21 protein-coding genes are annotated in these 23,672 nt (G+C 52.0%); 13 read left to right on the top strand and 8 right to left on the bottom strand.

All coding sequences use genetic code 11. The features are described 5' to 3' along the window. Positions 1-23: 23 nt before the first annotated feature. Positions 24-368, bottom strand: coding sequence for a YejG family protein (locus J1785_RS20820; RefSeq protein WP_129952382.1), 345 nt, complete (start codon positions 366-368; stop codon positions 24-26). Positions 369-1,046: 678 nt separating this feature from the next. On the opposite strand from J1785_RS20820, the gene J1785_RS20815 reads away from it, so the two are divergent. The 3 genes from J1785_RS20815 to J1785_RS20805 are packed head-to-tail and all read left to right on the top strand — an operon-like array spanning position 1,047 to position 4,728. Continuing rightward, entirely contained in the window at positions 1,047-1,664 is a 618-nt protein-coding gene (locus J1785_RS20815; RefSeq protein ID WP_217220493.1) for a sorbitol dehydrogenase family protein, read from the top strand. Continuing rightward, entirely contained in the window at positions 1,664-3,319 is a 1,656-nt protein-coding gene (locus J1785_RS20810) for a GMC family oxidoreductase (RefSeq protein WP_129952380.1), read from the top strand. The genes J1785_RS20815 and J1785_RS20810 overlap by 1 nt, the downstream gene beginning before the upstream one ends. Next, on the top strand, positions 3,316-4,728 hold the full coding sequence (locus J1785_RS20805) for a c-type cytochrome (RefSeq protein ID WP_217220490.1): 1,413 nt from the start codon (positions 3,316-3,318) through the stop codon (positions 4,726-4,728). The genes J1785_RS20810 and J1785_RS20805 overlap by 4 nt, the downstream gene beginning before the upstream one ends. Before the next feature lie 73 nt (positions 4,729-4,801). Here J1785_RS20805 and J1785_RS20800 read toward each other — a convergent pair whose 3' ends face one another. Both J1785_RS20800 and idnO read right to left on the bottom strand, forming a co-directional pair. Further along, entirely contained in the window at positions 4,802-5,557 is a 756-nt protein-coding gene (locus J1785_RS20800; RefSeq protein ID WP_129952378.1) for an SDR family oxidoreductase, read from the bottom strand. 11 nt (positions 5,558-5,568) lie between these two features. Next, on the bottom strand, positions 5,569-6,333 hold the full coding sequence (gene idnO, locus J1785_RS20795) for a gluconate 5-dehydrogenase (protein ID WP_217220487.1): 765 nt from the start codon (positions 6,331-6,333) through the stop codon (positions 5,569-5,571). Positions 6,334-6,538: 205 nt separating this feature from the next. Between idnO and J1785_RS20790 the strand changes: the two genes are divergently transcribed. Together J1785_RS20790 and J1785_RS20785 are read left to right on the top strand one after the other, a co-directional pair. Continuing rightward, positions 6,539-7,522, top strand: a complete 984-nt coding sequence (locus tag J1785_RS20790; RefSeq protein ID WP_217158815.1) for a LacI family DNA-binding transcriptional regulator — start codon at positions 6,539-6,541, stop codon at positions 7,520-7,522. 326 nt (positions 7,523-7,848) lie between these two features. Continuing rightward, entirely contained in the window at positions 7,849-9,201 is a 1,353-nt protein-coding gene (locus J1785_RS20785; RefSeq protein WP_217220484.1) for an MFS transporter, read from the top strand. Positions 9,202-9,373: 172 nt separating this feature from the next. On the opposite strand, the gene J1785_RS20780 is transcribed toward J1785_RS20785, so the two are convergent. Together J1785_RS20780 and rsuA are read right to left on the bottom strand one after the other, a co-directional pair. Then, positions 9,374-10,570, bottom strand: coding sequence for a Bcr/CflA family multidrug efflux MFS transporter (locus tag J1785_RS20780; RefSeq protein WP_129952374.1), 1,197 nt, complete (start codon positions 10,568-10,570; stop codon positions 9,374-9,376). A gap of 27 nt (positions 10,571-10,597) precedes the next feature. After that, a complete protein-coding gene (rsuA, locus tag J1785_RS20775; protein WP_013574637.1) occupies positions 10,598-11,305 on the bottom strand; it encodes a 16S rRNA pseudouridine(516) synthase RsuA in 708 nt (235 codons plus the stop codon). 332 nt (positions 11,306-11,637) lie between these two features. On the opposite strand from rsuA, the gene radD reads away from it, so the two are divergent. Together radD and rplY are read left to right on the top strand one after the other, a co-directional pair. Next, complete coding sequence (radD, locus tag J1785_RS20770) at positions 11,638-13,401, top strand: DNA repair helicase RadD (RefSeq protein WP_217220482.1); 1,764 nt, start codon at positions 11,638-11,640, stop codon at positions 13,399-13,401. 160 nt (positions 13,402-13,561) lie between these two features. Continuing rightward, on the top strand, positions 13,562-13,852 hold the full coding sequence (gene rplY, locus J1785_RS20765) for a 50S ribosomal protein L25 (RefSeq protein ID WP_129952372.1): 291 nt from the start codon (positions 13,562-13,564) through the stop codon (positions 13,850-13,852). Between the two features lie 212 nt (positions 13,853-14,064). Here the strand turns inward: rplY and yejK are convergent, their stop codons facing one another. After that, positions 14,065-15,069, bottom strand: a complete 1,005-nt coding sequence (yejK, locus tag J1785_RS20760) for a nucleoid-associated protein YejK (RefSeq protein ID WP_129952371.1) — start codon at positions 15,067-15,069, stop codon at positions 14,065-14,067. A 221-nt stretch (positions 15,070-15,290) separates the two neighbouring features. Here yejK and J1785_RS20755 point away from each other — a divergent pair, with 221 nt between their 5' ends. From J1785_RS20755 to J1785_RS20730, 6 genes are all read left to right on the top strand, one after another. Further along, complete coding sequence (locus tag J1785_RS20755; protein WP_015696497.1) at positions 15,291-15,518, top strand: YejL family protein; 228 nt, start codon at positions 15,291-15,293, stop codon at positions 15,516-15,518. A gap of 24 nt (positions 15,519-15,542) precedes the next feature. Further along, a complete protein-coding gene (gene yejM, locus J1785_RS20750) occupies positions 15,543-17,324 on the top strand; it encodes an LPS biosynthesis-modulating metalloenzyme YejM (RefSeq protein ID WP_129952370.1) in 1,782 nt (593 codons plus the stop codon). 194 nt (positions 17,325-17,518) lie between these two features. Continuing rightward, a complete protein-coding gene (locus J1785_RS20745) occupies positions 17,519-18,484 on the top strand; it encodes a glutathione S-transferase family protein (RefSeq protein WP_129952369.1) in 966 nt (321 codons plus the stop codon). 74 nt (positions 18,485-18,558) lie between these two features. After that, positions 18,559-18,801 (top strand): DinI family protein, encoded by a 243-nt coding sequence (locus J1785_RS20740; protein WP_129952368.1) that lies wholly within the window; start codon positions 18,559-18,561, stop codon positions 18,799-18,801. A 221-nt stretch (positions 18,802-19,022) separates the two neighbouring features. Continuing rightward, the gene (locus tag J1785_RS20735) at positions 19,023-20,795 is read left to right on the top strand and encodes a penicillin-binding transpeptidase domain-containing protein (protein WP_217220481.1); all 1,773 of its coding nucleotides are present in this window, start codon (positions 19,023-19,025) and stop codon (positions 20,793-20,795) included. A 533-nt stretch (positions 20,796-21,328) separates the two neighbouring features. Beyond that, entirely contained in the window at positions 21,329-21,715 is a 387-nt protein-coding gene (locus tag J1785_RS20730) for a helix-turn-helix domain-containing protein (RefSeq protein WP_013574628.1), read from the top strand. 5 nt (positions 21,716-21,720) lie between these two features. Here the strand turns inward: J1785_RS20730 and J1785_RS20725 are convergent, their stop codons facing one another. Together J1785_RS20725 and ompC are read right to left on the bottom strand one after the other, a co-directional pair. Continuing rightward, the gene (locus tag J1785_RS20725; RefSeq protein WP_129952366.1) at positions 21,721-22,188 is read right to left on the bottom strand and encodes a nuclear transport factor 2 family protein; all 468 of its coding nucleotides are present in this window, start codon (positions 22,186-22,188) and stop codon (positions 21,721-21,723) included. A gap of 183 nt (positions 22,189-22,371) precedes the next feature. Next, positions 22,372-23,499, bottom strand: coding sequence for a porin OmpC (gene ompC / locus J1785_RS20720; RefSeq protein WP_129952365.1), 1,128 nt, complete (start codon positions 23,497-23,499; stop codon positions 22,372-22,374). Positions 23,500-23,672 lie beyond the last annotated feature (173 nt).

Raw genomic sequence — 23,672 nt, 5'->3', positions numbered from 1 at the left:
GAATGCATTATGATGCCGGCGTGTCAAAAAGGATAAAGTGCAGTCACAGATTCTGCGATGGCTGCGCCGATATTTTTCAGGCAACAGAGCGTTGCACTTTCATCTTCCCGATGAACGAATAAACAAGGCTCACCGTCGATTTCTACAATCGCCGCTTTAACCTGTATATCTTCCAAAGCCTCGGTCAGCTGATGCATCACCTGCCAGGCGAATTCACCTTCATGACTGAGTAATTTAAGGCCGATCAGATTGTTATCTTCATCATTACCAGGCAGCGGAATCGGTTCAACTTTAATCCCCGTAAAACCTGATAACCAGCGATAACTTTGCGGCAAACGATGTACTACCGAAAGTTGGATATTATTCACGTGGTTCCCCAGACAATGATTCATGCAAATCATTTACATCATGTTTTTACAAAATAGCTACAACAGCACTGTTTAAGTTATAGCCGACAGGCGGCACTTTGCCCACTCAACGCTCAAATAATTAACATTAAATTAACGTTATTGGATACAAAATGACAAACTGTCGTTATTTTTATCTCTGCTCCCGGACATACTGAGATGCAGATCTCATTTTGGCTTATTTGTAACCTTTTCTGCCTTTATTCACAACCATTTTAATCATTTGATGCTACTTTCCGTTACTTATTTATTTACATTTAATATACAAATCAGGCAGTCAATATCTTCATCTTTATGCAATAACTTCATATACATCAAAAGGATAGAAAAATAAGAACGACCAAACGTAACGAGGCGATGGTTAATTTCACTTTGAAATGAACCAGATGGTTACATTTTTTAGCGTCGCGCATCATACGTTAAAATCTGGATCTAATGTTAATTAATCAGCACAATTTGTTTGCACAAATCCCTCTTCTCTGGCTTATCATCCGCACCGTTATAAATGGTATACCCTACCGGGACCGACATCAGCAGAACTTAACCCGCTGATAAATCTCGTGTTACGCAAATTATAATAAAAACCAGATAAGTGAACTCCCTGCCTTTTGGCAAAAACCCATTCCCAGCGAGAAAGAGATGGAAAACGATCCTTCAATCATTGGAAGCAACACCACCGAAAATGGAACCGGTTTCAGTCGTCGAGAACTTCTAAAAGGTCTGACATCAGCCATGGTGGCAACGACCCTGCTCGGCTTCCCGTTCCTGAGCCAGGCGGAGAAAGAAACCGCCACACAGGATCCGGTCATCTTCGGCCAGTTCTATCTGGTCTCACAGGCCATCACTGAGCACAGGAATATCAGCGAGGGTTCTTCTGCGCAGATTTTCAACGCTTTTTACCGCTCACAACCTGACTTCCCTGCGCAGGTCAGCAAGTTACATGCGCTGGTGAAACCGGGCCAGGCGGCAAAAGATTTGCAGGAAGTGGCGAAACAGAATGGCCTTGGTGAACTGGTGACCCGCATCGTTACCGCCTGGTACACTGGCACGGTTGGACATGGAACCGATTCCATTTTGATTGCCTATAAAGACGCGCTGATGTATCGCCCGGTCAGTGACGGCCTGATTGTGCCTACATACTGCGGTAACGGTCCGCTGTACTTCACCGCAGCGCCTCCTGCCGCAGCCATGCCGGAATCCATGAATGCAGATCGTTTTTCCCATCCTTCTGAAACAAATGTTGTGAGCAAAGCCTGATGAAAAAACCAGAATTTACGGCAGACGGCGATGCGTCTGCTGATGTGATTGTTGTCGGTTCCGGCATCGTAGGCGGCATGATTGCCGATCAGCTGGTCAGCCAGGGATATTCTGTTCTGGTACTGGAAGCGGGTTTGCGCATTGAACGTGCTCAGGCCGTTGAAAACTGGCGCAATATGCCCTTTGAAAACCGGGCCGGTTCTGATTTCCAGGGGCTTTATCCGCAGTCTGAAAAAGCGCCCGCACCACTGTATTTCCCGGAAAATAACTACGTCCATCTGACCGGGCCAAGCGCCAGCAGTTTCAAACAGGGTTATCTGCGCACTGTTGGTGGCACCACCTGGCACTGGGCCGCGTCCTGCTGGCGTCATGTTCCCAACGATTTCAAAATGAAAACCTTGTACGGCGTGGGTCGTGACTGGCCAATTTCTTATGATGAACTTGAACCTTATTACTGCCGCGCTGAAGAAGAGATTGGCGTTGCCGGCCCGAATGACCCCGAGTTGCAGTCACCGTCTGAGCGCAGCAAACCCTATCCGATGGAGCAGGTGCCTTATGGTTACGGCGATACCCGTTTTGCTGAAATCGTGAATCCGCACGGTTACCGCTCCGTGCCTATTCCGCAAGGTCGCAGCACCCGCCCGTGGAATGGCCGTCCGACGTGTTGTGGTAATAATAACTGTCAGCCGATTTGCCCGATTGGTGCAATGTATAACGGAATTGCGCACGTCGAACGCGCTGAGAACAAAGGTGCCGTGGTTCTGGCTGAAGCGGTGGTCTACAAAATTGACACCGATGAAAACAACAATGTAACGGCTGTTCACTGGCTGGATAATCAGAAGAAATCGCATAAAGCGACCGGTAAAGTCTTCGCGCTGGCCTGTAATGGTATCGAGACACCGCGTCTGTTGCTAATGGCCGCCAACGAAAAAAACCCGAACGGTATTGCTAATTCGTCTGATCATGTGGGTCGTAACATGATGGATCACTCCGGTTTCCACTGTACCTTTATCGCCAAAGAGCCGCTGTGGATTGGTCGTGGCCCGGCGCAGAGCAGTTGTCTGGTAGGGCCGCGTGACGGCGATTTCCGCAAAGATTATTCCGCCAACAAAATGATCCTCAACAATATCAGCCGTGTGATCCCGGCAACGTCCAAAGCGTTGCAGATGGGGCTGGTGGGTAAAGAGCTGGATGAAGAGATCCGCCGTCGTGCGATTTTCGGCGTAGATCTTTCCATCAGCCTTGAGCCGTTACCGGATCCGGATAACCGCCTGACACTCAGCACCACACGTAAAGATCCCCACGGTTTACCTTGCCCGGACATTCATTACGATGTCGGGGATTACGTGCGTAAAGGCGCAGAAGCCGCTCATAAACAACTCGAGCATATCGGTTCCCTGTTTATGGCCGAAGAATTTAATATCACTACCAGCCTGAATGCTAATAACCACATTATGGGCGGCACCATCATGGGCAGTGATCCGAAGGATTCCGTGGTGAACGGCAACTGTCGTACACATGACCACGCTAACCTGTGGTTACCGGGCGGCGGTGCGATCCCGTCTTCCAGTGTGGTAAACAGTACGCTGACCATGGCTGCGCTGGGTCTTAAAGCCGCCGATGACATGGCGAAAAAACTGGCAGGTGCCGCATGAAGACACTTCTCACCGTCTGCCTGCTGAGCGCCGCCTCCGCAGGCTTTACCGCCTGCGCCACGGCAGATGAAACCCAGGCTGCGCTGATCCATCAGGGCCAGGAAGTGGCCACAGCAGCTGACTGTCAGGCCTGTCACACTGCGCCGGAAGGGGGAAAACCTTTTGCCGGTGGTTATGAAATCCACTCACCGATGGGCACGATTTATACCACCAACATTACGCCATCGAAGCAGTTCGGTATCGGCAACTATACTGAAGAACAGTTCGTCCGCGCAGTGCGTGAAGGCGTTCGTCCTGATGGTGCCAATCTTTATCCGGCCATGCCTTATACCTCTTACAGCCATATGAGCGATGCCGACATGCACGCGCTGTATGTTTACTTCCTGCAAGGGGTAAAGCCGGTCGAGCAACCGAATGTTGAAACCGCCCTGCCGTTCCCGTTCAGCATGCGTATTGCCATGGCGGGCTGGAACATGATGTATCTCGACAGCACGCCGTTTAAGCCGGATACATCGAAAAGTGAGCAATGGAACCGCGGTGCGTATCTGGTCAACGGTGCCGGTCACTGCGATACCTGTCATACGCCACGTAACCTGATGATGGGTTCTGTGACCGATCAACCGCTGGCAGGCGGCATGGTCGGCCCGTGGTATGCCCCCAATATCAGTTCGGATCCGGTCAGCGGTATTGGCAACTGGTCGCAGGCTCAGCTGGTGGAATACCTGAAAACCGGCCGCACCGCCGGGAAAAACCAGGCTGCGGGCGGTATGGCAGAAGCCGTTCAGAACAGCCTGCAATACATGTCGGACAGCGACCTGAACGCGATCGCCTTCTACCTGAAAAACAGCACGCCGGTTCGCGACCCGCGTGATACGCAGGCGGCGGACACCTTCGGTAAACCGGTGAATGTGGAAGAAGGTTTACGCGGCGCACATCCGTTTAATGCGAATAAAACCATCGACAACGGCGCAGCGTTGTTCAGTGGTTATTGCGCCAGTTGTCATCAGCCGGATGGCTCAGGCAGTGAAAATCAGGCTTATCCGTCGCTGTTCAATAATACCGCGACCGGCATGGGCAATGCGTCGAACCTGATTTCAGCCATCCTTTACGGCGTGGATCGTCAGGTCGGTGACCACCATGTGCTGATGCCGAAATTTGGCGTGGGTTCGTATGTCGGTCAGCTCGATGATCAGCAGATTGCTGACATCTCCAACTACGTGCTAAAGAACTACGGTAACGCAGCCATTCAGGTCAGTGCGCACGATGTCGCGGTGTTACGCGCCGGCGGCCCGGTCACATTGCTGGCAAAACTACAGCCGTTCATGGCGCCGGCGATGGTGGCCGGGGTGATTGTACTGCTGGTGCTGATTTTCTGGCTCGGCCGGAAACGCAAAACGAAAGTGGCGTAATCCGCAGACTGAAACGCAAAACGGCCCAAAAGGGCCGTTTTTTTGGGTCCGAACGGCAGAAAGGAGGCTAAAACTACCCTCTTCCCACCAGCGGCATGGCACTTGCCATCACGGTCATGGTCAGTACGTTGGTGTCGAGCGGCAAACCGGCCATAAACGCCACGGCCTCGCCGACGCGTTCCACCGGGATAACCGGTTCTTCAGCAATATGTCCGTCCGCCTGCATCCTGCCTGCCAGCGCTTTATTCCCCATATCCGTTGCTGCATTGCCGATATCAATTTGTCCGCAGGCAATATTAAAGGCACGTCCGTCCAGCGCGGTGGATTTCGTCAGGCCGGTGATCGCATGTTTACTGGCAGTATAGGGTGCGGAATTCGGCCTCGGTGACTGCGCCGAAATCGAACCGTTGTTAATGATACGCCCGCCCTGCGGCGACTGGCGTTTCATCAGCTTAACCGCCGCCTGCGTACACAAAAATGCACCGGTCAGATTGGTATTGATCACCGACAGCCAGTCTTCTACCGGCAGTTCGTCAATGGGCACATCCTTCACGTTATTACCGGCATTATTGAATAACAAATCCAGTCGTCCGAAGGTTTCCTGAATATCCTCAAACAGTGCGGCGACCGATTGCGGACGGGTCACATCCAGCTCACGGGCTACCGCCTGTCCCGGCGCAAACAACGACACAGCCTGCTCCAGTTTTGCCTGATTACGCCCGGCCAGTATCACTTTAAATCCGATAGCTTCCAGCGCTTTTGCAGCACTTAACCCGATGCCGCTCCCGCCGCCTGTCACTAATGCAATTTTGGTGTCTTCAGTGCTCATATCAGCTCCTTCTACACAGCGGCCAGCATACCGCCATCAATAAACAGCAGATGTCCGTTGACGAAATCAGAGGCTTTGGATGACAGATAGACTGCACCGCCGACCAGCTCTTCCGGATTGCCCCAACGTGCGGCCGGTGTGCGTTTGCACAGCCATTCTGAGAATTCTTTGTTGTCTACCAGCGCCTGTGTCATGTCGGTTTTGAAATAACCCGGCGCGATTCCGTTCACCTGAATATTGTAGCGCGCCAGCTCAACGCACATGCCGCGGGTCAGCATTTTTACCGCGCCTTTCGATGCCGCATAAGGTGTAATGGTGTCACGCCCCAGTTCGCTTTGCATCGAACCGATATTAATGATTTTGCCGCGCCCGCGCGGGATCATGTAACGCGCCACCGCCTGCGACACCAGAAATACGGATTTCTGATTCACGGCAATGACATCGTCCCAGTCTTTTTCCGGAAACTCGGTGAATTTATGGCGGCGCTGGATCCCGGCGTTATTTATCAGTACATCAATGGGCCCGATGGTGCTTTCGATATGCTCAATCGCCTGATTCACCGCCTGACTGCAGGTGACATCAAACGACACCGCATGGGCAATAAAGCCCTCTGCCCGCAGGGCTTCAGCGGCCTTCTGCGTTGATTCCTGTTGGGTGCCGTTGATGATAATTTCTGCACCGTGCTGCGCCAGCCCTTTCGCCAGCAGGAAACCCAGACCGCGCGTCGAGCCGGTAATCAGAATCTTTTTATTATCCAGTGAGAAGAGATTTGTCATGACGTTGGCCTTATTGAATGCTGATTTAAAAAGTTAGCTTCACTACACCGGTTTACTCTGCGCTAAACTGTGATGCAGATCACCTGCCGGAATGTTAAAAAACCCTGTTACTCCCGGTGTGATCATCATCATTTTGGTAACAATCTCCGGCACTTTCTGTTTCAATAATCAGGACTATTTGCAGGCCCAACCAGGAACTTTCCGCATGAGAAACCAGCGCGTGACATTACAGGACATCGCCCAACTGGCGGATGTCACGAAGATGACGGTGAGCCGTTTTCTGCGCACGCCGGAAAAGGTGTCTCCTGAAACCCGTGATCGCATCACGAAGGTCATGGAAGAGGTGGGATATCCGCTGGAAGAAGCCCGCGGACCGGCCAGAGCACCGCGTATCGGCATTTTAGTGCCGTCGTTTAACAACCAGATTTTCTCGGACTTACTGGCGGGCATTGAGTCGGTCACTTCCGCGCAGGGCTTTCAGACGCTGGTAGTCAATTACGATTACAGCAAAGAACGCGAGGAAGAACACATCATCAATCTGCTCGGTTATCAGCTGGCCGGATTGATCCTCACTGATTCCGTGCATACGCTGAAAGCCGATAAATACCTGAATGCGGCAGAAATTCCTGTGGCCCAGGTGATGGATCTCGACGACCCGCACGGGCGCATCGCCGTCGGTTTTGATAATCAGCAGGCGGGTTATGATATGGCGAATACCTTGCTCGCCAGCGGCAAAGAACATGTGGTGTATTTCGGTTCGATGTCTGACGCCCGTGACCAGAAGCGTTATCAGGGTTACAGCCGCGCCATGAATGAACGCGGACTGACGCCGGTGCATATCACGCCGAATAAAGTGTCGTCGGTATCTATCGGTGCGGGCATGCTGGCCATGGCACGTCAGTTATATCCGCAGACCAACGCGATTTTGTGTACCAATGACGATATTGCCGTCGGCGTGTTACAGGAATGTATCAAACTGGGGATCCGCGTCCCGCAGGATATGGCCATTTCCGGTTTTCACGGGCTGGATATCGGTCTGGCAACCACACCATTATTAGCCAGCGTTATCACTCCGCGCTTTGAAATGGGGAAAGTGGTGGCGGAGATATTGCTTAAAAAAATCAGAAACCTGCCGACGATCGAACGCGTGGATTTGCATTACCGGATCTCCCTCGGCGGCACCATTTAACTCTCCTTTCCCCTCTGTTTCTCCCCTGCGGACCTGCACACAAACTCCGGTGCAGGATCACGTAAGTGGTAACACCTTTTCTTAACATAATTCAACGTGACGTCTGTCACGAAATACTTTCCTCAAAATGCTTTTATTAAGTCATCGCCGAAAGACGAGATATTTAATAAAACGTCGCATTGAACATGCTCTAAATAATTCAGATTACAGGAAGGCGGCAAGAGCGTTAATCCCCGGGAGCTGAAACAAGTCAGTGACCGGCGTTAGCGGGTGCGGACAACGCATCTGTAGCCTGAAGTATGACGAGCATCACCGAGGAGCACAGAATGGATAATAAGATTCCTAAGGCACGCTGGCTGCGCGTAATAACGCCAATTCTTATTGCTTGCATTATTTCCTTCATGGACAGGGTCAATATTAGTTTTGCTATGCCTGGCGGCATGGATGCCGAATTAGGAATTACCGCTTCAATGGCCGGTCTGGCCGCCGGTATTTTCTTTATCGGGTATTTATTCCTGCAGGTTCCGGGCGGCAGTCTGGCAGTACATGGCAGCGGACGAAAATTTATCGCCTGCTCTCTGGTTGCCTGGGCAATTATTTCGATTCTGACCGGTGTGATTACGAATCAGTATCAGCTGCTGTTCCTGCGCTTTGCGCTGGGTGTGGCAGAAGGCGGGATGCTGCCGGTCGTGCTGACGATGGTCAGTAACTGGTTCCCCGATAAAGAACGTGGCCGCGCCAATGCTTATGTGCTGATGTTCGCCCCGCTCGGCGGAATGATCACCGCGCCGCTGTCGGGTTTTATTCTGGATACGCTCGACTGGCGCTGGTTGTTCATCATTGAAGGGGCATTATCTTTTGTCGTGATGCTGTTCTGGTGGTTTACCATCAGCGATCGGCCTGAAGAAGCGAAATGGCTGTCTGAGCGTGAACGCGACTATCTGATTACCGAGCTGAACCGAGAACGCGAAGCCCTGAGAGCCCTGGCACCGGTGAATAACGCCCCGCTGAAAGAAGTGTTCCGTAACCGGTCTATCGTCAAACTGATCATTATTAATTTTTTCTATCAGACCGGGATTTACGGCTATACCCTGTGGCTGCCCACCATTCTGAAAAACCTGACCGGCGGAGATATGAGTTCAGTGGGTATGCTGGCGATTATCCCTTACGTGGGCACTATGTTGGGGATCCTGGCGATGTCCGTGCTGTCGGATAAAACCGGTAAGCGCCGTATGTTCATCGCCCTGCCGCTGTGTGGTTTCGCAGCCTGTCTGGCGGCATCTGTCGCATTCGACCATAACATCATGGCGGCATATGGTTTCCTGGTCGGTGCCGGTTTCTTCCTGCAAGCCGCAACCAGCGCCTTCTGGACGATTCCGGGCAAAGTCACCACGCCGGAAGTCGCAGGCAGTGCGCGTGGTGTGATAAATGGTCTGGGGAATCTGGGCGGATTCTGCGGTCCGTATCTGGTCGGCGTGCTGGTCAGCCTGTACGGTCAGAGCACCGCGATCTACGCGCTGGTGGCATCCTTGCTGATTGCCGCAGCGGTCACTACGTTGCTGCCAAAAGAGTGCGATATGGCGCTCGTGCCTGGGGCAAAAGCCAAAGCCATGGCAGATGAATACGCCCGCGCTAAAGCGGCGCGACGGGTTCAGGGAGTGAAAGCGGAAATGGTTTAATACTCAAGCTCCCACATGAAGCAGAGAAGACCGTTTTGGTTTTGCTCCTCTCCCTGCGAAGGGGGATGTTGGGAGGGGATTTTAAGAGCTAACACCTTGTCAAACCACACTTTTCCTTTTCGGTTTTGACCTTGATACTCCACCCCGGCCCTCCCCTTCGCAGGGGAGGGCGTTATGCAGCCACTTTCACCGGACGGCTGGCATAGAGATACAACAAGGTGGCGGCAAGTATGCAGAACGCCATCGACCCAACCATCGGCCAGGCGCTTTTCGCGGTAAACAGTGACAGCACAGAACCTATCGCCGCACCGGTGCCGAAACGAATCGTGCCGGCCAGAGAAGCGGCTGTACCCGCCATGTGCGGGAAGTCATCCATAATGACCGCCATCGCGTTAGACGTGACCATCGCAATCACACCAACGTATCCCGCCACACCAATCACCATCGCCCAGAACGGCAATCCGAAGGTACAGACGATCACCAGCCACATCCCCATCGTCAGTTGCACAAACAATCCGAAGCGGAACATTTTTACCGCACCCGTACGGCGTACGTTACGGCTGTTGATGAGTGTCAGAATCACCAGAGCGACGATGTTCAGCGCAAAGTAAAAGCCGAAACTTTGCGGCGAAACGCCATTGAGCTCGATGTAGACAAACGGACCGGCACTGAGGAAAGAGAACATTCCGGCAAATGAGAAACCACTCGCCAGCATATAACTGAGCACACGTTTGTGTCGGAACAGGGAAGCAAAATTGCCGACGCTGGTGCGCAGGTGGAATTTTTGCCGCCGTTCTTTGGGCAGCGTCTCTTTGATATACACACCCACCAGCGTTGCGGCGATAAGCGCGGCAATCGCCATCGCCCAGAAAATGGCATGCCAGCTGAAAATAGCCATCAGCAAACCACCGAGCATTGGCGCCAGCAGCGGCGCTACCGTCATCACCAGTACCACAAAAGACATCATTCGCGAGAATTCGTCTTTTGTGAACATATCGCGCATCAGCGCGTTAATGACCACACTCGCGGCAGCGGCTGCCAGACCGTGCAGGAAACGCATCCAGACCAGTTGCTCAACGGATTGCGCCAGTGCACAGGCACCGGCCGCGACGGCAAAAATCATCACGCCCCAGAAGATAACCGGCTTACGCCCAAGGCTGTCCGCCATCGGGCCATAAAACAGCTGCCCTATCGCAAAACCCAGCACGTAAGCACTGAGCGTCATTTGCACACTGCCCGCCGGCACGCCATATTCCTGAGCGATCACGGGCATACTTGGCAGATACATATCGATAGCCAGAGGCATCAGCATCGATATCAACCCCAGGATGAAAATCAGTCCGACATGGGAGACCGGTTTTTCTTGCACTTTCAGCTGCTCCAGTTATAGAAAAATCTATCGCGAGGGAACGCCAACGCTGGCCACTTCCTGCTCAGTTAACGGCCGGTACTGACCCGGTTCCAAATCTTCATCCATCACAATCTCACCAATACGCTCACGGTGCAGCGCAACCACGCGGTTACCCACGGCAGCAAACATACGTTTAACCTGATGATAACGGCCTTCGCTGAGAGTCAGGCGCACCAGACAGTCTTCGATTTTTTCAAGCTGCGCCGGTTTGGTCAGGGAATCTTCGTTATGCAGTTGCACACCCGCTTCAAACTGCGCAGCGGTGTCGTCAGCCAGCGGATGTTCGAGCGTTACCAGATAAGTTTTTTCGCAGTGATGGCGCGGCGAGGTGATGCGGTGCGACCATTGCCCGTCGTCGGTCATCAGCACCAGACCGGTGGTGTCGATATCCAGACGGCCCGCCGCATGCAGTTTGTAGGCCACGGGTTCTTCGAGGAAATACAGCACGGTCGGGTGATCCGGATCATCGGTGGAACACACATATCCCTGCGGTTTGTTAAGCATGAAATAACGCGGACCGGTGATTTGATCCAGTACATTGCCGTCAAACTCGACACGTTGTTCCGGGCTGATTTTCATTGAGCCGGTTTTGACGATTTCACCGTCTACGGTGACACGTTTGTTACGCAGTTCGCGCAAAACCAGCGCGCGGCTTACACCTAATTGCTGAGAGAGAAACTTGTCCAGACGCATTGGATCAACTTGCCTTCATGGCGATCTGAGTGATCGCGTTACTGATAAAACACAAGACCCCGCCGTCGCAATACTGCAACTGACAGGGTTCAGGGTTGTTCGGTTCGTAATAATTGCAAAGAGTTATTATTACTTCGGGGGGGCAGAAACACTGCCGCGTTGAGGGCAATAGTATAGCCGTGCATCCTGTAAGGAAGAAGGAAAATAAGCAGGCTAAACATTCACTGCGGGAGATTTCTTTGATCATCGCCATCGGCAGCATTTCTTGGCATACTGCATTACTGTTTTTATAAACAGGTAAGTTAACGGAATAATCAACAGGTGATCATCGCGTGACTGCTTTTACTCTCCGCCCCTACCAGCAAGATGCCGTGGATGCCACGCTGCGTCATTTCCGCCAGCACGACGAACCGGCAGTGATTGTGCTGCCGACCGGTGCGGGAAAAAGTCTGGTGATTGCCGAACTCGCGCGCGTTGCCCGCGGACGTGTACTGGTGCTCGCGCATGTCAAAGAGCTGGTGGCGCAAAACCACAGCAAATATCTTTCCTACGGGCTGGAAGCGGACATCTTCGCCGCCGGGCTGAACCTGAAACAAAGCAGCGGCAAAGTGGTGTTTGGCAGCGTGCAATCTGTTGCGCCCAATCTGGCGGAATTCAGTGGCGAATTTTCCCTGCTGATTATCGATGAATGCCACCGTATTTCCGACGATGATAACAGTCAGTATCAGCAGATTATCGGTCATCTCAGTGCGCAAAACCCGCGCCTGCGATTGCTCGGCCTGACCGCCACGCCCTACCGTTTAGGCAAAGGCTGGATTTATCAGTATCACCATCAGGGTATTGTGCGCGGTGATGCCAACAGCCTGTTCCGCGACTGCATCTATGAACTGCCGTTGCGTTACATGATTAAAAACGGCTTTCTGGTGCCACCCGAACGGCTCGATATGCCGGTGGTCAGTTACGATTTCAGCCGCCTGCAGGCCAACAGTAATGGTCTGTTCAGTGAAGCGGATCTGAATGATGAACTGCGACAACAAAAACGTATCACGCCGCACATCATCAGCCAGATTGTTGAATTCGCACAAGAACGTAAAGGCGTGATGATTTTTGCCTCCACGGTGGAACATGCCGGTGAGATTTTTGGTCTGCTGCCCGCAGGGGAAGCGGCGCTGATCAGCGCACAAACCCACGCGGTGGAACGGGACCGGCTGATCACGGCGTTTAAAGCGCAGCAGTTACGCTATCTGGTGAATGTATCCGTGCTGACCACCGGCTTTGACGCGCCGCATGTGGATCTTATCGCCATCCTGCGTCCGACAGAATCCATCAGCCTGTACCAGCAAATTGTTGGTCGCGGGTTGCGGCTCGCACCGGGTAAAACGGATTGTCTGATCCTTGATTATGCCGGAAACCCGCACGACCTTTTTACACCGGAAGTGGGCAGCCATAAGCCGGCAGGCAATAACAAACCCGTGCAGGTGTTTTGCCCGGCCTGCGGCTTCGCCAATATTTTCTGGGGAAAAACCACCGAAGACGGCACGATCATTGAGCATTTTGGCCGCCGCTGTCAGGGCGTACTGGAAGATGATGAGGGCAACCGTGAGCAATGTGATTTCCGCTTCCGTTTTAAAAGCTGCCCGCACTGTGGCGCGGAAAATGATATCGCCGCACGGCGCTGTCATCAGTGCCAGGAAATTCTGGTCGACCCCGATGATATGCTGAAAGCCGCGCTGCGCCTGAAAGATGCGCTGGTCTTACGCTGCGGTGGTATGAATCTGGAACACGGACGCGATGACAAAGGCGAATGGCTGAAAATTACCTATTACGATGAGGACGGCGCTGACGTTTCGGAGCGCTTTCGTCTGCAAACGCCTGCACAACGCATGGCGTTTCTGCATAACTTCCTGCGCCCGCACCAGCGCGCACCGGGCGTACCGCTGGAATGGAATAGCGCAGCGGATGTTGCCGCGCAGCAGGTGTTATTGCGTCATCCGGATTTTGTGGTCGCGCGTATGAAAGGCCAGTTCTGGCAGGTGCGGGAGAAAATATTTGATTATGAAGGCCGCTACCGGCGCGCTCATGAACTGCGCGGGTAACAGGGATGACCAAACCGGTAATTATTCGTTGTTGCTGCGCCCGGACTCCGGTATCATACCGCCCGCTTTCGCCTTGTGTGGAAGTCGCAGTACTCAACTCGTCACTCGGTCGCAGGTGGCGGGGCACATTTTAGAAGTAGTTCTATTAGAGAAACATACAATGATCACTATCAATGTAGAAGTACGTCCACAGGACGAGCAGGGCAAAGGTGCGAGCCGCCGCCTGCGTACAGCTAACAAATTCCCAGCTATCGTTTACGGTGGCTCAGCTGCTCCGGTTTCTATCAAACTGGACCATGATTCTGTAAAGAACCTGGAAGTTAAAGCGGAGTTCTACTCTGAAGCTATTACTCTGGTTATCGACGGTCAAGAAACCAAAGTTAAAGTTCAGGCTGTACAGCGTCACCCGTTCAAGCCAAAACTGGCTCACATCGACTTCGTTCGCGTTTAATAACGCGACTTTACTCTAAATCATTCAGGTTGTAGCAAAGTAGCAAGCGAGTGAGTCCTGATGAACTTACATGGGTAAGTGATTCAGGTGAACGAACGTAGCTAACGCAGCAACAACGTGAAGGATGACGAGTAAAAAGTTGTTGCGCATCGGGACGCCGTGCGAGAACAAATAAAAAACACCGCCCAGGCGGTGTTTTTTATTGGGCGCGATTATTTATTACCCGCTTTACGCTGCAACTGATCCCGCAAATTCGGCGGCGTGCCTTTGATGGTCAGCGTATCCGTGGCCGGATCCCAGAAAATACGTTCGCCCATCAGCATGGCATCAAAGTTAATGCTCAGGCCGCCGCCGCTGCCGGCGAATTTAGTCAGCTGACGCAAAGTGCTGCGATCGGCCGGGAAAGTTTCTTCCAGCTGATAACCCTGCTCCTGGGTAAACTCTTTAAACTTCTTGTCATTCCACGGCGGCAACTCTTCGGACAAATCATCGAGCGCGATCTCTTCGCCAGCCTGTAACTGTTCGTTGCAATAGGTATAAACCTGCTGACGGTAGTTCTGACGCTCGTTTTTATCGAGCTGCGCTTCGCTACAAAAGTCGTCAACTGCCTGCAACAAGCCACGGTTCTGCGCCTTGGTATCCAGACCTTCGGACGCACCGAGAAAATCCATGAAGAAGTCTGAGACTTTGCGCCCTACCCGGCCTTTCAGGAAAGTCAGATAACGGGTCGATTCCGGATTGGTTTCCCATTCGGTCAGATCGATACGCGCCACAATATCGGCATGATTGATGTCAAGATAATGAATGCTGCTGACATCCAGTTGTTCATTGACGCGCATACTGCTGCGGCTGTTGAGTACGGCGACCAGCAGATATTCAACCGCCAGAAAACGATAATGACAGAAAAGTACCACGCCGCCTTCAGCAAACGGGTATTTCGCCAGTTCGTCACGCAGACGGCCGGTGGCGGCGCGACTGAATGAAAGAAAATCATCGTCCCCTTTGCGGCAGCTGCGTAATGCCACCGCCAGTTCGCTGTCTTCATTGAACAAACCGTACGCTTTGCTTTTTGCACTGTAGACGCGGTGCAGTTCTGCCATCATTTCATCAACGGCAGCATTGGGCGTCAGGAGCGTATCACGCAGCACAACATCCAGCGTTTGCTCATCACGTTTGTTCAACTGGTGCAGAGCGATCTGCTCAAGATCCAGACTCATGGGGATTTTCTCCTGTAAGAATTGCAGCCGTGTAAGAAGGGTTGATCTGCGGGGCGTATTCAAACACCGAAGCGCCGGGGCCGCAACTATCGCGAAGGCTGAAATAAAGATTAATAGATACAATCAATACAACAACGTTAACTCAGTTATAAAAATGCGGAAAACAGAGGCGTGATACGCTAAGATATTGGACTTTGTCAGATCAAGAAGCACAATACTCTATGGCACAATCATCCCGTTACAGTGACGAACACGTTGAACAGCTCCTTTCCGAGCTGGCAACCGTTCTGGAAAAACACCGCGCCCCGACAGATTTGTCTCTGATGGTTCTGGGCAATATGGTGACAAACCTGATTAATACCAGCGTCGCTCCTGCACAGCGCAAAGCCTTGTCGCAGTCTTTTGCGAAAGCGTTGCAAGCGTCGATAAGAGAAGATAAAGCCCATTAATCCACAACTTGCCCAATACCTCTCATGGTGACAAATCGTCAGCGCTATCGCGAAAAAGTATCCCAGATGATCAGCTGGGGCCACTGGTTCGCCCTGTTTAATATCCTGCTCATCCTTGGGATCGGCAGCCGCTACCTGTTTGTTTCTGACTGGCCTTCTTCATTGCAGGGGCGCATTTACGCGCTGGTCAGCTGGCTTGGGCATTTCAGTTTTATCGGTTTCTCGACATATTTACTGATCATCTTCCCGCTCACCTTCGTGGTGATGTCGCAACGGCTGCTGCGGTTCTTATCCGCTATTCTGGCTACTGCCGGACTGACACTGCTTCTGGTCGATACCGAAGTCTTTACCCGTTTCCACCTGCACATTAATCCGGTCGTGTGGGAGCTGGTGGTCAATCCCGGTCAGGGTGAGATGGCCCGTGACTGGCAGCTGATGTTTATTGCTGTGCCGGTAATATTCCTGCTCGAAATGCTGTTTGGTACCTGGGCATGGCAAAAGTTACGCAGCCTGAACCGCCGCAATTTCGCCAAACCGATTGTCGTTCTGTTTATAGCCAGTTTCTTTGCTTCACATCTGATGTACATCTGGGCAGATGCGAATTTCTATCGTCCGATCACCATGCAGCGTGCGAATCTGCCACTTTCCTACCCGATGACAGCACGTAAATTCCTTGAGAAACACGGCCTGCTCAATGCCGAGGAATACCAGAAGCGGCTGATCGAACAAGGCAATCCCGAAGCGCTGGCAGTCGAATATCCGCTGAACACCATCAGCTTCGCGAAAACCGGTTCGAAGTATAATTTGCTGATGGTGGTGCTAGATGGTGTCCATACCGACACGCTGGATAAAGATCTGCCCACGCTGAGCGATTTTGCCAAACATAACATTCGTTTTGATCAGCATTTTAGTTCCGGAAACCGTAATGACACCGGGCTGTTCGGCCTGTTCTATGGGATTTCACCGAGCTATATGCAGGGCATTCTGGCGGCGCGTAAACCTTCTGCACTGGTATCGTCACTGGAGCAACAAGGTTACGAATTCGGTTTATTTGCCTCAGACGGTTTTAACAGCCCGTTGTATCGCCAGGCATTACTGACCGATTTTACCTTGCCGCCGCCGGTCAAACAGACTGATCAACAAACCGTTTATCAGTGGCAACAATGGCTGAACGGACCTGGCAACGGTCCGTGGTTCTCCTACCTGAGTCTGAGCGGGATCAGTAACGCATTGCGTCAGGACGGGGCCAGTGTGCCGACCGGTAATACCTTTATTCATCGTTATCAGAACGGTGCAGCGAATGTGGATTCGCAAATCAAAGCTATCCTGCAGGCGTTAAAAGATCGCGGGGAGCTGGATAAAACGGTGGTCGTCATTACCGCTTCACACGGTATTGAATTTAACGAGAACGGTACCTGGGGTTCAGGCAATGCGATGAACCGTCGCCAGTTACAGGTTCCGCTGATTATTCACTGGCCAGGTACACCCGCGCAGAATATCGATAAACTGACAGATAATGCGGATGTGATGACTACGCTGATGCAACGCCTGTTGCATGTGACGACAGCTCCGGCTGATTACTCGCAGGGCGAAGATTTGTTCGCCGCGAAGCGACGCCATAACTGGGTCACCACCAGCGACGACGGTACGCTGGTGATCACCACGCCAGACCAGACGCTGGAACTGGAAAGTAACGGTGATTACCGCGCCTTTGATATTAACGGCAAGCGGATTAAAGATCAGAAACCAGAACTTAGCTTGCTGCTTCAGGTGCTGACAGATGAAAAACGCTTCCTGGCAAACTGACGTTCGCCATTAACCGAAATGATGAAAGCCAACCCTGAGCGGTTGGCTTTTTTAATGGCACCACGCCCGCATCCCCCGTCAAATTATTTGACCTTCTTCTTGAAAATAATGTCGTTTATAGCACCGCCGGAAACCGCTACGGTAGGTTCATACATCCTAATCACCTTATAAACACAGCGCGGAGAGCCACTATCGTGTCGGGACTGGTCAACGGACAATGGGTAAGCGGCGACGTCGCAAAAGAAGAAATTAAAAACGGCGCATTTCATCGTCAGGAAACGGCGTTTCGCCAGACACATCTTGAGCCTGAAGCCGGACGCTATCAGCTTTTCGTCTCTTACTTGTGCCCGTGGGCCTCGCGCACGTTAATTTTTCGCCATCTGAAAGGGCTGGAAAAATTCATTCAGGTATCCATTGCTCAGCCGGTGATTGGTGAAAATGGCTGGACGTTTGATACGCCGCAGGATGCAGGCGAAAAGATTGAGCCGGTGCGTTATGTACATCAACTCTACACCGCCAGCGATGCACACTACACCGGCAAAGTCTCCGTGCCCGTGCTGTGGGACCGCCGCGAAGGGCGCATCATCAATAATGAATCAGCTGATATTATCCGCATCCTTAACCATGCGTTTGATGCACTGACCGGCAATCAGGATGACTTCTACCCTGCTGCCCTGCGCGAAGACATTGACCGCTGGAACGAGGTGATTTATCACGACGTTAACAACGGCGTGTATAAGACGGGTTTTGCAAAAACGCAGGACAGCTATAGCGCCGCCGTAACCCAACTTTTCAGTACGCTGGATACCCTTGAGACGCATTTACACCACCACCGCTACATTGCCGGTGAATGTATTACCGAAGCCGACTGGCGGCTGTTCGTCACACTGGTGCGTTTCGACAGCGCCTATCATGGGGCATTCAAATGTAATATTCGCCGTATTGAAGATTATCCGAATTTATCCCATTACTTGCGCGAACTTTATCAGTGGCCGGGGATCAGCGATACGGTGAACCTGACGCATATCAAACAAGGTTATTACGGTATTTTGTGGCTGAACCCGACGGGTATCGTTCCGGCAGGCCCGGAACTGGACCTGCGTCGCCCTCACGATCGTCAGCGTCTCAGCGGGCGCGGCGTGATGCAGATAACACACTAAAAATTGCTTGGACCCGCGCGGATAACACTGTATATTTCAACAGTTATTTCTCCCTGTCTTTTATGAGGAAAGCTATGCGGGTCGAACTGATTTTTGACAAACGGAATGTCGCCGGCATCCCTGATGCCAGCAAAAAAATTGAAGCGGAACTGGTTAAACGGGTACACCGGTTGTTTCCTGACGCTGAAGTCAAAGTGAAACCGATGCAGGCTAATGGCCTGAATACCCACGGCGCCAGCAAGCAGGAACGTTCGCAATTAAACCAAATGCTAGAGGAAATGTTCGAAGAAGCCGATGACTGGCTCGCCGTGGAGTAAATAATCCGCTTTGCCGTTGCACTTGCTTACAAAGCGCAATTGAAATAAACAATCCATCGCTATGGCTTAATATAAGATGTGCATGTTATACGAAATTCATTATCAATCAGAGCGATGAGTTGCACATAATGAGGGACAAACCGGGCTATTTTCATCCGGTAAGTTGTTCTCCGCACCTTCGCTTTTCGCTTCACATGCGCCAATGACTTTGCGAAACTGCCATGCCACCGAGCCTAAAAAAACCCAGCGCCCAACCTAATTTCTACACCAAGCGCTTTGCGCTGATTTGTCTCGGTATTGTCTGTTGTCTGGCGCTTCTGCTCGGCCGGGTGGGCTACCTGCAATTGCTTAACCAGCCGATGCTGGAAAAAGAAGCCGATTCCCGCTCGTTGCGCTCCACGGTTATCCCTGCCGGGCGCGGCACCATTGTCGATCGTAACGGCCATCCGCTGGCGCTGAGTGTCGCTTCAAAAGATATTATCGCCGACCCGTTCCGTGTACTGGAACTGCACAGTGATCTGAACAGCCCGAAGTGGCAATATCTGGCTTCCGCGCTGAATATGCCACTCTCACAACTACAGCAAACCATCACCAGCGATCCTCAGCGCCGCTTCGTTTATCTCGGGCGCAAAATAGAAGAAGGTATCGCCGCAGATATCAGTCAGCTGCACCTTGGCGGCATCAGCAGTCAGCTGGATGACAGCCGTTACTACCCGATGAGCGAAGCCGCCGCCAATCTGGTCGGTGTCGTCGGGACGGATAATGAAGGTCTGACAGGCGTCGAAAAAGGTTTTAATGCCCTGCTACAGGGCAAACCTGGCATGCGCGAGTACCGTCAGGATCGCCATGGCAATGTGATCGGTATTCTGAAAGAAGTCGCACCGCAACAGCCGCCGACCATCAATCTGAGTATCGACAGCTTTATGCAGTACGTCTTGTACTCGCGGCTGCGCGATGGCGTTACGCTTAACCAGGCCGAATCCGGCGCGGCTGTTCTGGTGGATGTGAACACCGGTGAGATTTTAGGGATGGCGTCCTACCCTTCCTATAACCCGAATAACTATGCCGGTGTTCAGGCAAAAGACATGCGCAATGTGGCAATCAGCGACAGTTTCGAACCCGGTTCGACAGTCAAACCGCTGGTGGTAATGGCAGGTCTGAACCGGCATATGATCCGCCCGGATTCCGTTCTCGATACCCATCCGTACACCGTTAACGGCCACCTGATCCGCGATGTCGGCCATTGGCCTGCGCTGACCATCACCGGTATCTTGCAAAAATCCAGTGACATTGCAGTTTCGCATATTGCGCTGGCAATGCCGGCCAACGTTCTGGTTCAGCTGTATCAATCCTTTGGTTTAGGCAAACCGACAGATTTGGGTATCGGTGGCGAAAGCAGTGGCTATTTCCCACTCCACCGCGACCGCTGGGCCGATATCGAACGAGCGACCTTTTCCTTTGGCTACGGCCTGCGTGTAACGCCACTGCAAATCGCCCGTGAATACGCCACGATTGGGGCGGAAGGTATTTACCGTCCGCTGTCGATAACCAAAGTCACACCGCCGGTGCTCGGTACCCGCGTAATGTCGGCTGACGTGGTCAGAACAGTGATTCATATGATGGAAAGTGATGCATTACCCGGCGGCTCAGGCCTCAGCGCTGCAGTGCCGGGATACCGTCTGGCGATTAAAACCGGTACAGCGGAAAAAATGGGGAGCAGTGGCAAATACGACGGTGGTTACATTAACTACACCGCCGGTGTTGCGCCCGCGAGTAATCCGCGCGTTGCGCTGGTGGTGATGGTCAATAATCCACAAGCGGGCAAGCACTTTGGCGGGTCGGTGGCTGGCCCGATTTTTGGACATATTATGGGCGAAGTCCTCAATCATATGAACATAGCGCCGGATGCGCTGGTGCCGGAAACGCCACCAACGACGGTGATTAATGACGGGCAGAAAACCGAGTTGGTGCGTCGCCCGGCCACCGATGGTTAAGCGAACGCGATCAAAATCATTAAACATTTCTGACAGACTGGATCTCACCGAAATAAGCGGTTAACGTTCGCAGTGTTTATTGGCTGAAGAAATTGCTGGCTGACACATTGTGGAGGAAGAGCGTAGGCTCTGTAAGAAAAAGAATGAAACGGCTTCTTATCGTATTTTTGATATTTGTCGCGGTTTGTCTGGGGGTTATTGCCCTGAATATGCAGGGCAGCGGCCCGTGGTAACTGAGTTCCGTTCCCTGAAAAGGGATAAAGGGAGACATCATTTTGCCAACCGGTAAGAACTTCGTGATTTTGATTGTTCTTATTCTCGTCGGGATGGTGGTGGTGGACGATGGCATCGCCCGGTTAATCCACTGGATCCTGTTGCGTTAAAACATGGCCCGTCAGGCTGTCATTACAACAGTCCTGCCCACCGGGCCATTATTGTCCGCCGGGACGCTGAACATCTCTGAGCAACACCTGCCACGCCAACCTGACGAACTCGTGTATAATAGCGGTATTCAACCTTAATACAGACTGGTTATGGCTCAAGACATTCATATCGCTATCGTCTGCGCACTCAGCAAATGGATTGAAGGCCATCTGGGTCGTGTGATCCACCTTGAAGAACTGGCTGAGTATTCAGGCTATTCGCTCTGGCACATGCAAAAACTGTTCAAAGAATCAACCGGCATTTCTCTGGGGAAGTACATCCGGGAACGCCGTCTGGCCAGTGCTGTTTATCAACTGAGCAGCAGTGAAACGCCGATTTTTGATATCGCGATGGATTTCGGCTTCGGTTCGCAATCGCATTTCACTTACATGTTCCGCAAGCGTTTCAACATAACGCCACATGAATTCCGCCAGAACCCTGACATCAAACTCGATGTGTCTCCCCCGCTGCATCTGATCCACCAGAAATCAGCCTGAGGCTGTCAGAAACCGAAATCACTCAGGCCCGGATGTTCGTCCGGCCTGCGCCCCAAAGGCCAGTGGTACTGTCGTTCGCTTTCCTGAATCGGCAGATCATTGATGCAGGCGTGACGGGCAAACATCAGCCCCTGCTCATTGAATTCCCAGTTTTCATTGCCAAAACTGCGGAACCAGTTGCCCGAATCATCCCGCCATTCATAAGCAAAACGCACGGCGATCCGCGCCCCGTCAAACGCCCACAGCTCTTTAATCAGGCGATACTCCAGTTCTCTGGCCCATTTACGCTGCAGGAAGCTCACCACGGCGTCCTGCCCGTGCACAAACTCGCTGCGGTTACGCCAGACAGTATCCGCCGAGTAAACCTGGCTGACTCTGTGCGGATCGCGACTGTTCCAGGCATCTTCTGCCAGACGCACTTTTTCGATTGCGCTTTCGCGGGTAAATGGCGGTAACGGCGGTTTAACGGACATAAGCACCTCGGTCTGGGTAAGAAATTCACCTGAACACCATAGCGGTGTTTTACAGCATTCTCACGCCAAATTGTGCCCACAAAAAACGCGGCCCTCTCAGGCCGCGTTCCTGAAGAACGTGCTGTTTACTGCTGTTCTTTACTGTTAAAGCAACGCGCTATTCTGTGTCTGAGAAAGGCACGCTTAGAACTGATACACCAGGCCTACCGCAGTCACATCGTCGGTATTGATACCGGCGTTGTCTGTGAAGGTGCTGCTGTCGATCAGGTTAATTTTATAGTCGACATAGGCTGACATATTTTTGTTGAAGTAGTAAGTCGCACCCAGGTCAACAAATTTAACCAGATCCTGATCCTGATAGTTATTACCCAGACGGTCTGAACCTAAATCCTTACCACGGGTTTGGTTATAGGCTACGAACGGACGCAGACCAAAATCGAACTGGTAACTGGCGTAGGCTTCAAATGCCTGGGATTCGTTAGCATAACCGTAAGCTTCTGAATCGGTAGAACCGAAACGGGAAGCGTTGTAAGCCTGGGTGAACATCGCAGCCAGATAGACGTTATTGGCGTCATATTTCAGACCACCGGTGTAGCCTTCCGCTTTTTTACCGTCGCCCATGATATTTGGTGCGGAGTTTTGTTCGTCAGTACGGTCAGAGTTGAAGAACGCACCCGCTACGCTGACGCCCGCGCCAATATCGTAGCTCAGGGACATACCGTAACCGTCGCCGTTCTGTGTCAGCACATCACGGGTACCTGGTTCACCGCCACCGCTGTCGTTTTTACCCTGATATTGCAGGGCAAAATGCAGGCCATCGACCAGACCAAAGAAGTTATCGTTACGGTAAGTAGCCACGCCGTTGGTACGCTGATAAAGGAACTGGTCAGCGCCGTAAGTAGAACCATCGAACTCAGGCTGCATGTCAGTCCAGGCGGCAACGTCATACATCACGCCGTTGTTACGACCGTAGTCGAATGAACCCATGTCACCAAATTTCAGACCGGCGAAACCATAACGGGTAAATGCACGGTCACCGTCATCCGAGCTTTCAGCCTGGTTAGCCTGAACCTGATATTCCCACTGGCCGTAACCGGTCAGTTGATCAGTAATCTGAGTTTCGCCTTTGAAACCAAGGCGGATGTAGCTCTGGTCGCCGTCTGAGCCTTTGTCGTTAGAGAAGTAGTGCAAACCATCAACTAAACCGTACAGGTCCAGTTTATTACCATCTTTATTATAAACTTCTGCCGCACTTGCTGATCCTGCCACCATTAAAGCAGGGATCATGAGTGAAAGAACACGGAGTTTCATTTTTTTATCCTCGGTAGGTGTCGGACCGTGCCACTGAATGTAAAGTACACGTTTTTACTGCTTTAGATCTGCATAACGTTTTTGTTTCTGTATAAATGTTGGCCCGACATGGCAATTCTATTCTCATGATATAATTTCTTTTAATCCAGAAAGAAAATGATACGAAATTAGTG

Origin of the sequence: Rahnella perminowiae (assembly GCF_019049755.1) — a bacterium.
Taxonomy (GTDB): Bacteria; Pseudomonadota; Gammaproteobacteria; order Enterobacterales; family Enterobacteriaceae; genus Rahnella; species Rahnella perminowiae.
Note: the sequence above shows the minus strand (reverse complement) of the source record. Positions and strands in the feature narration are given on the sequence as shown.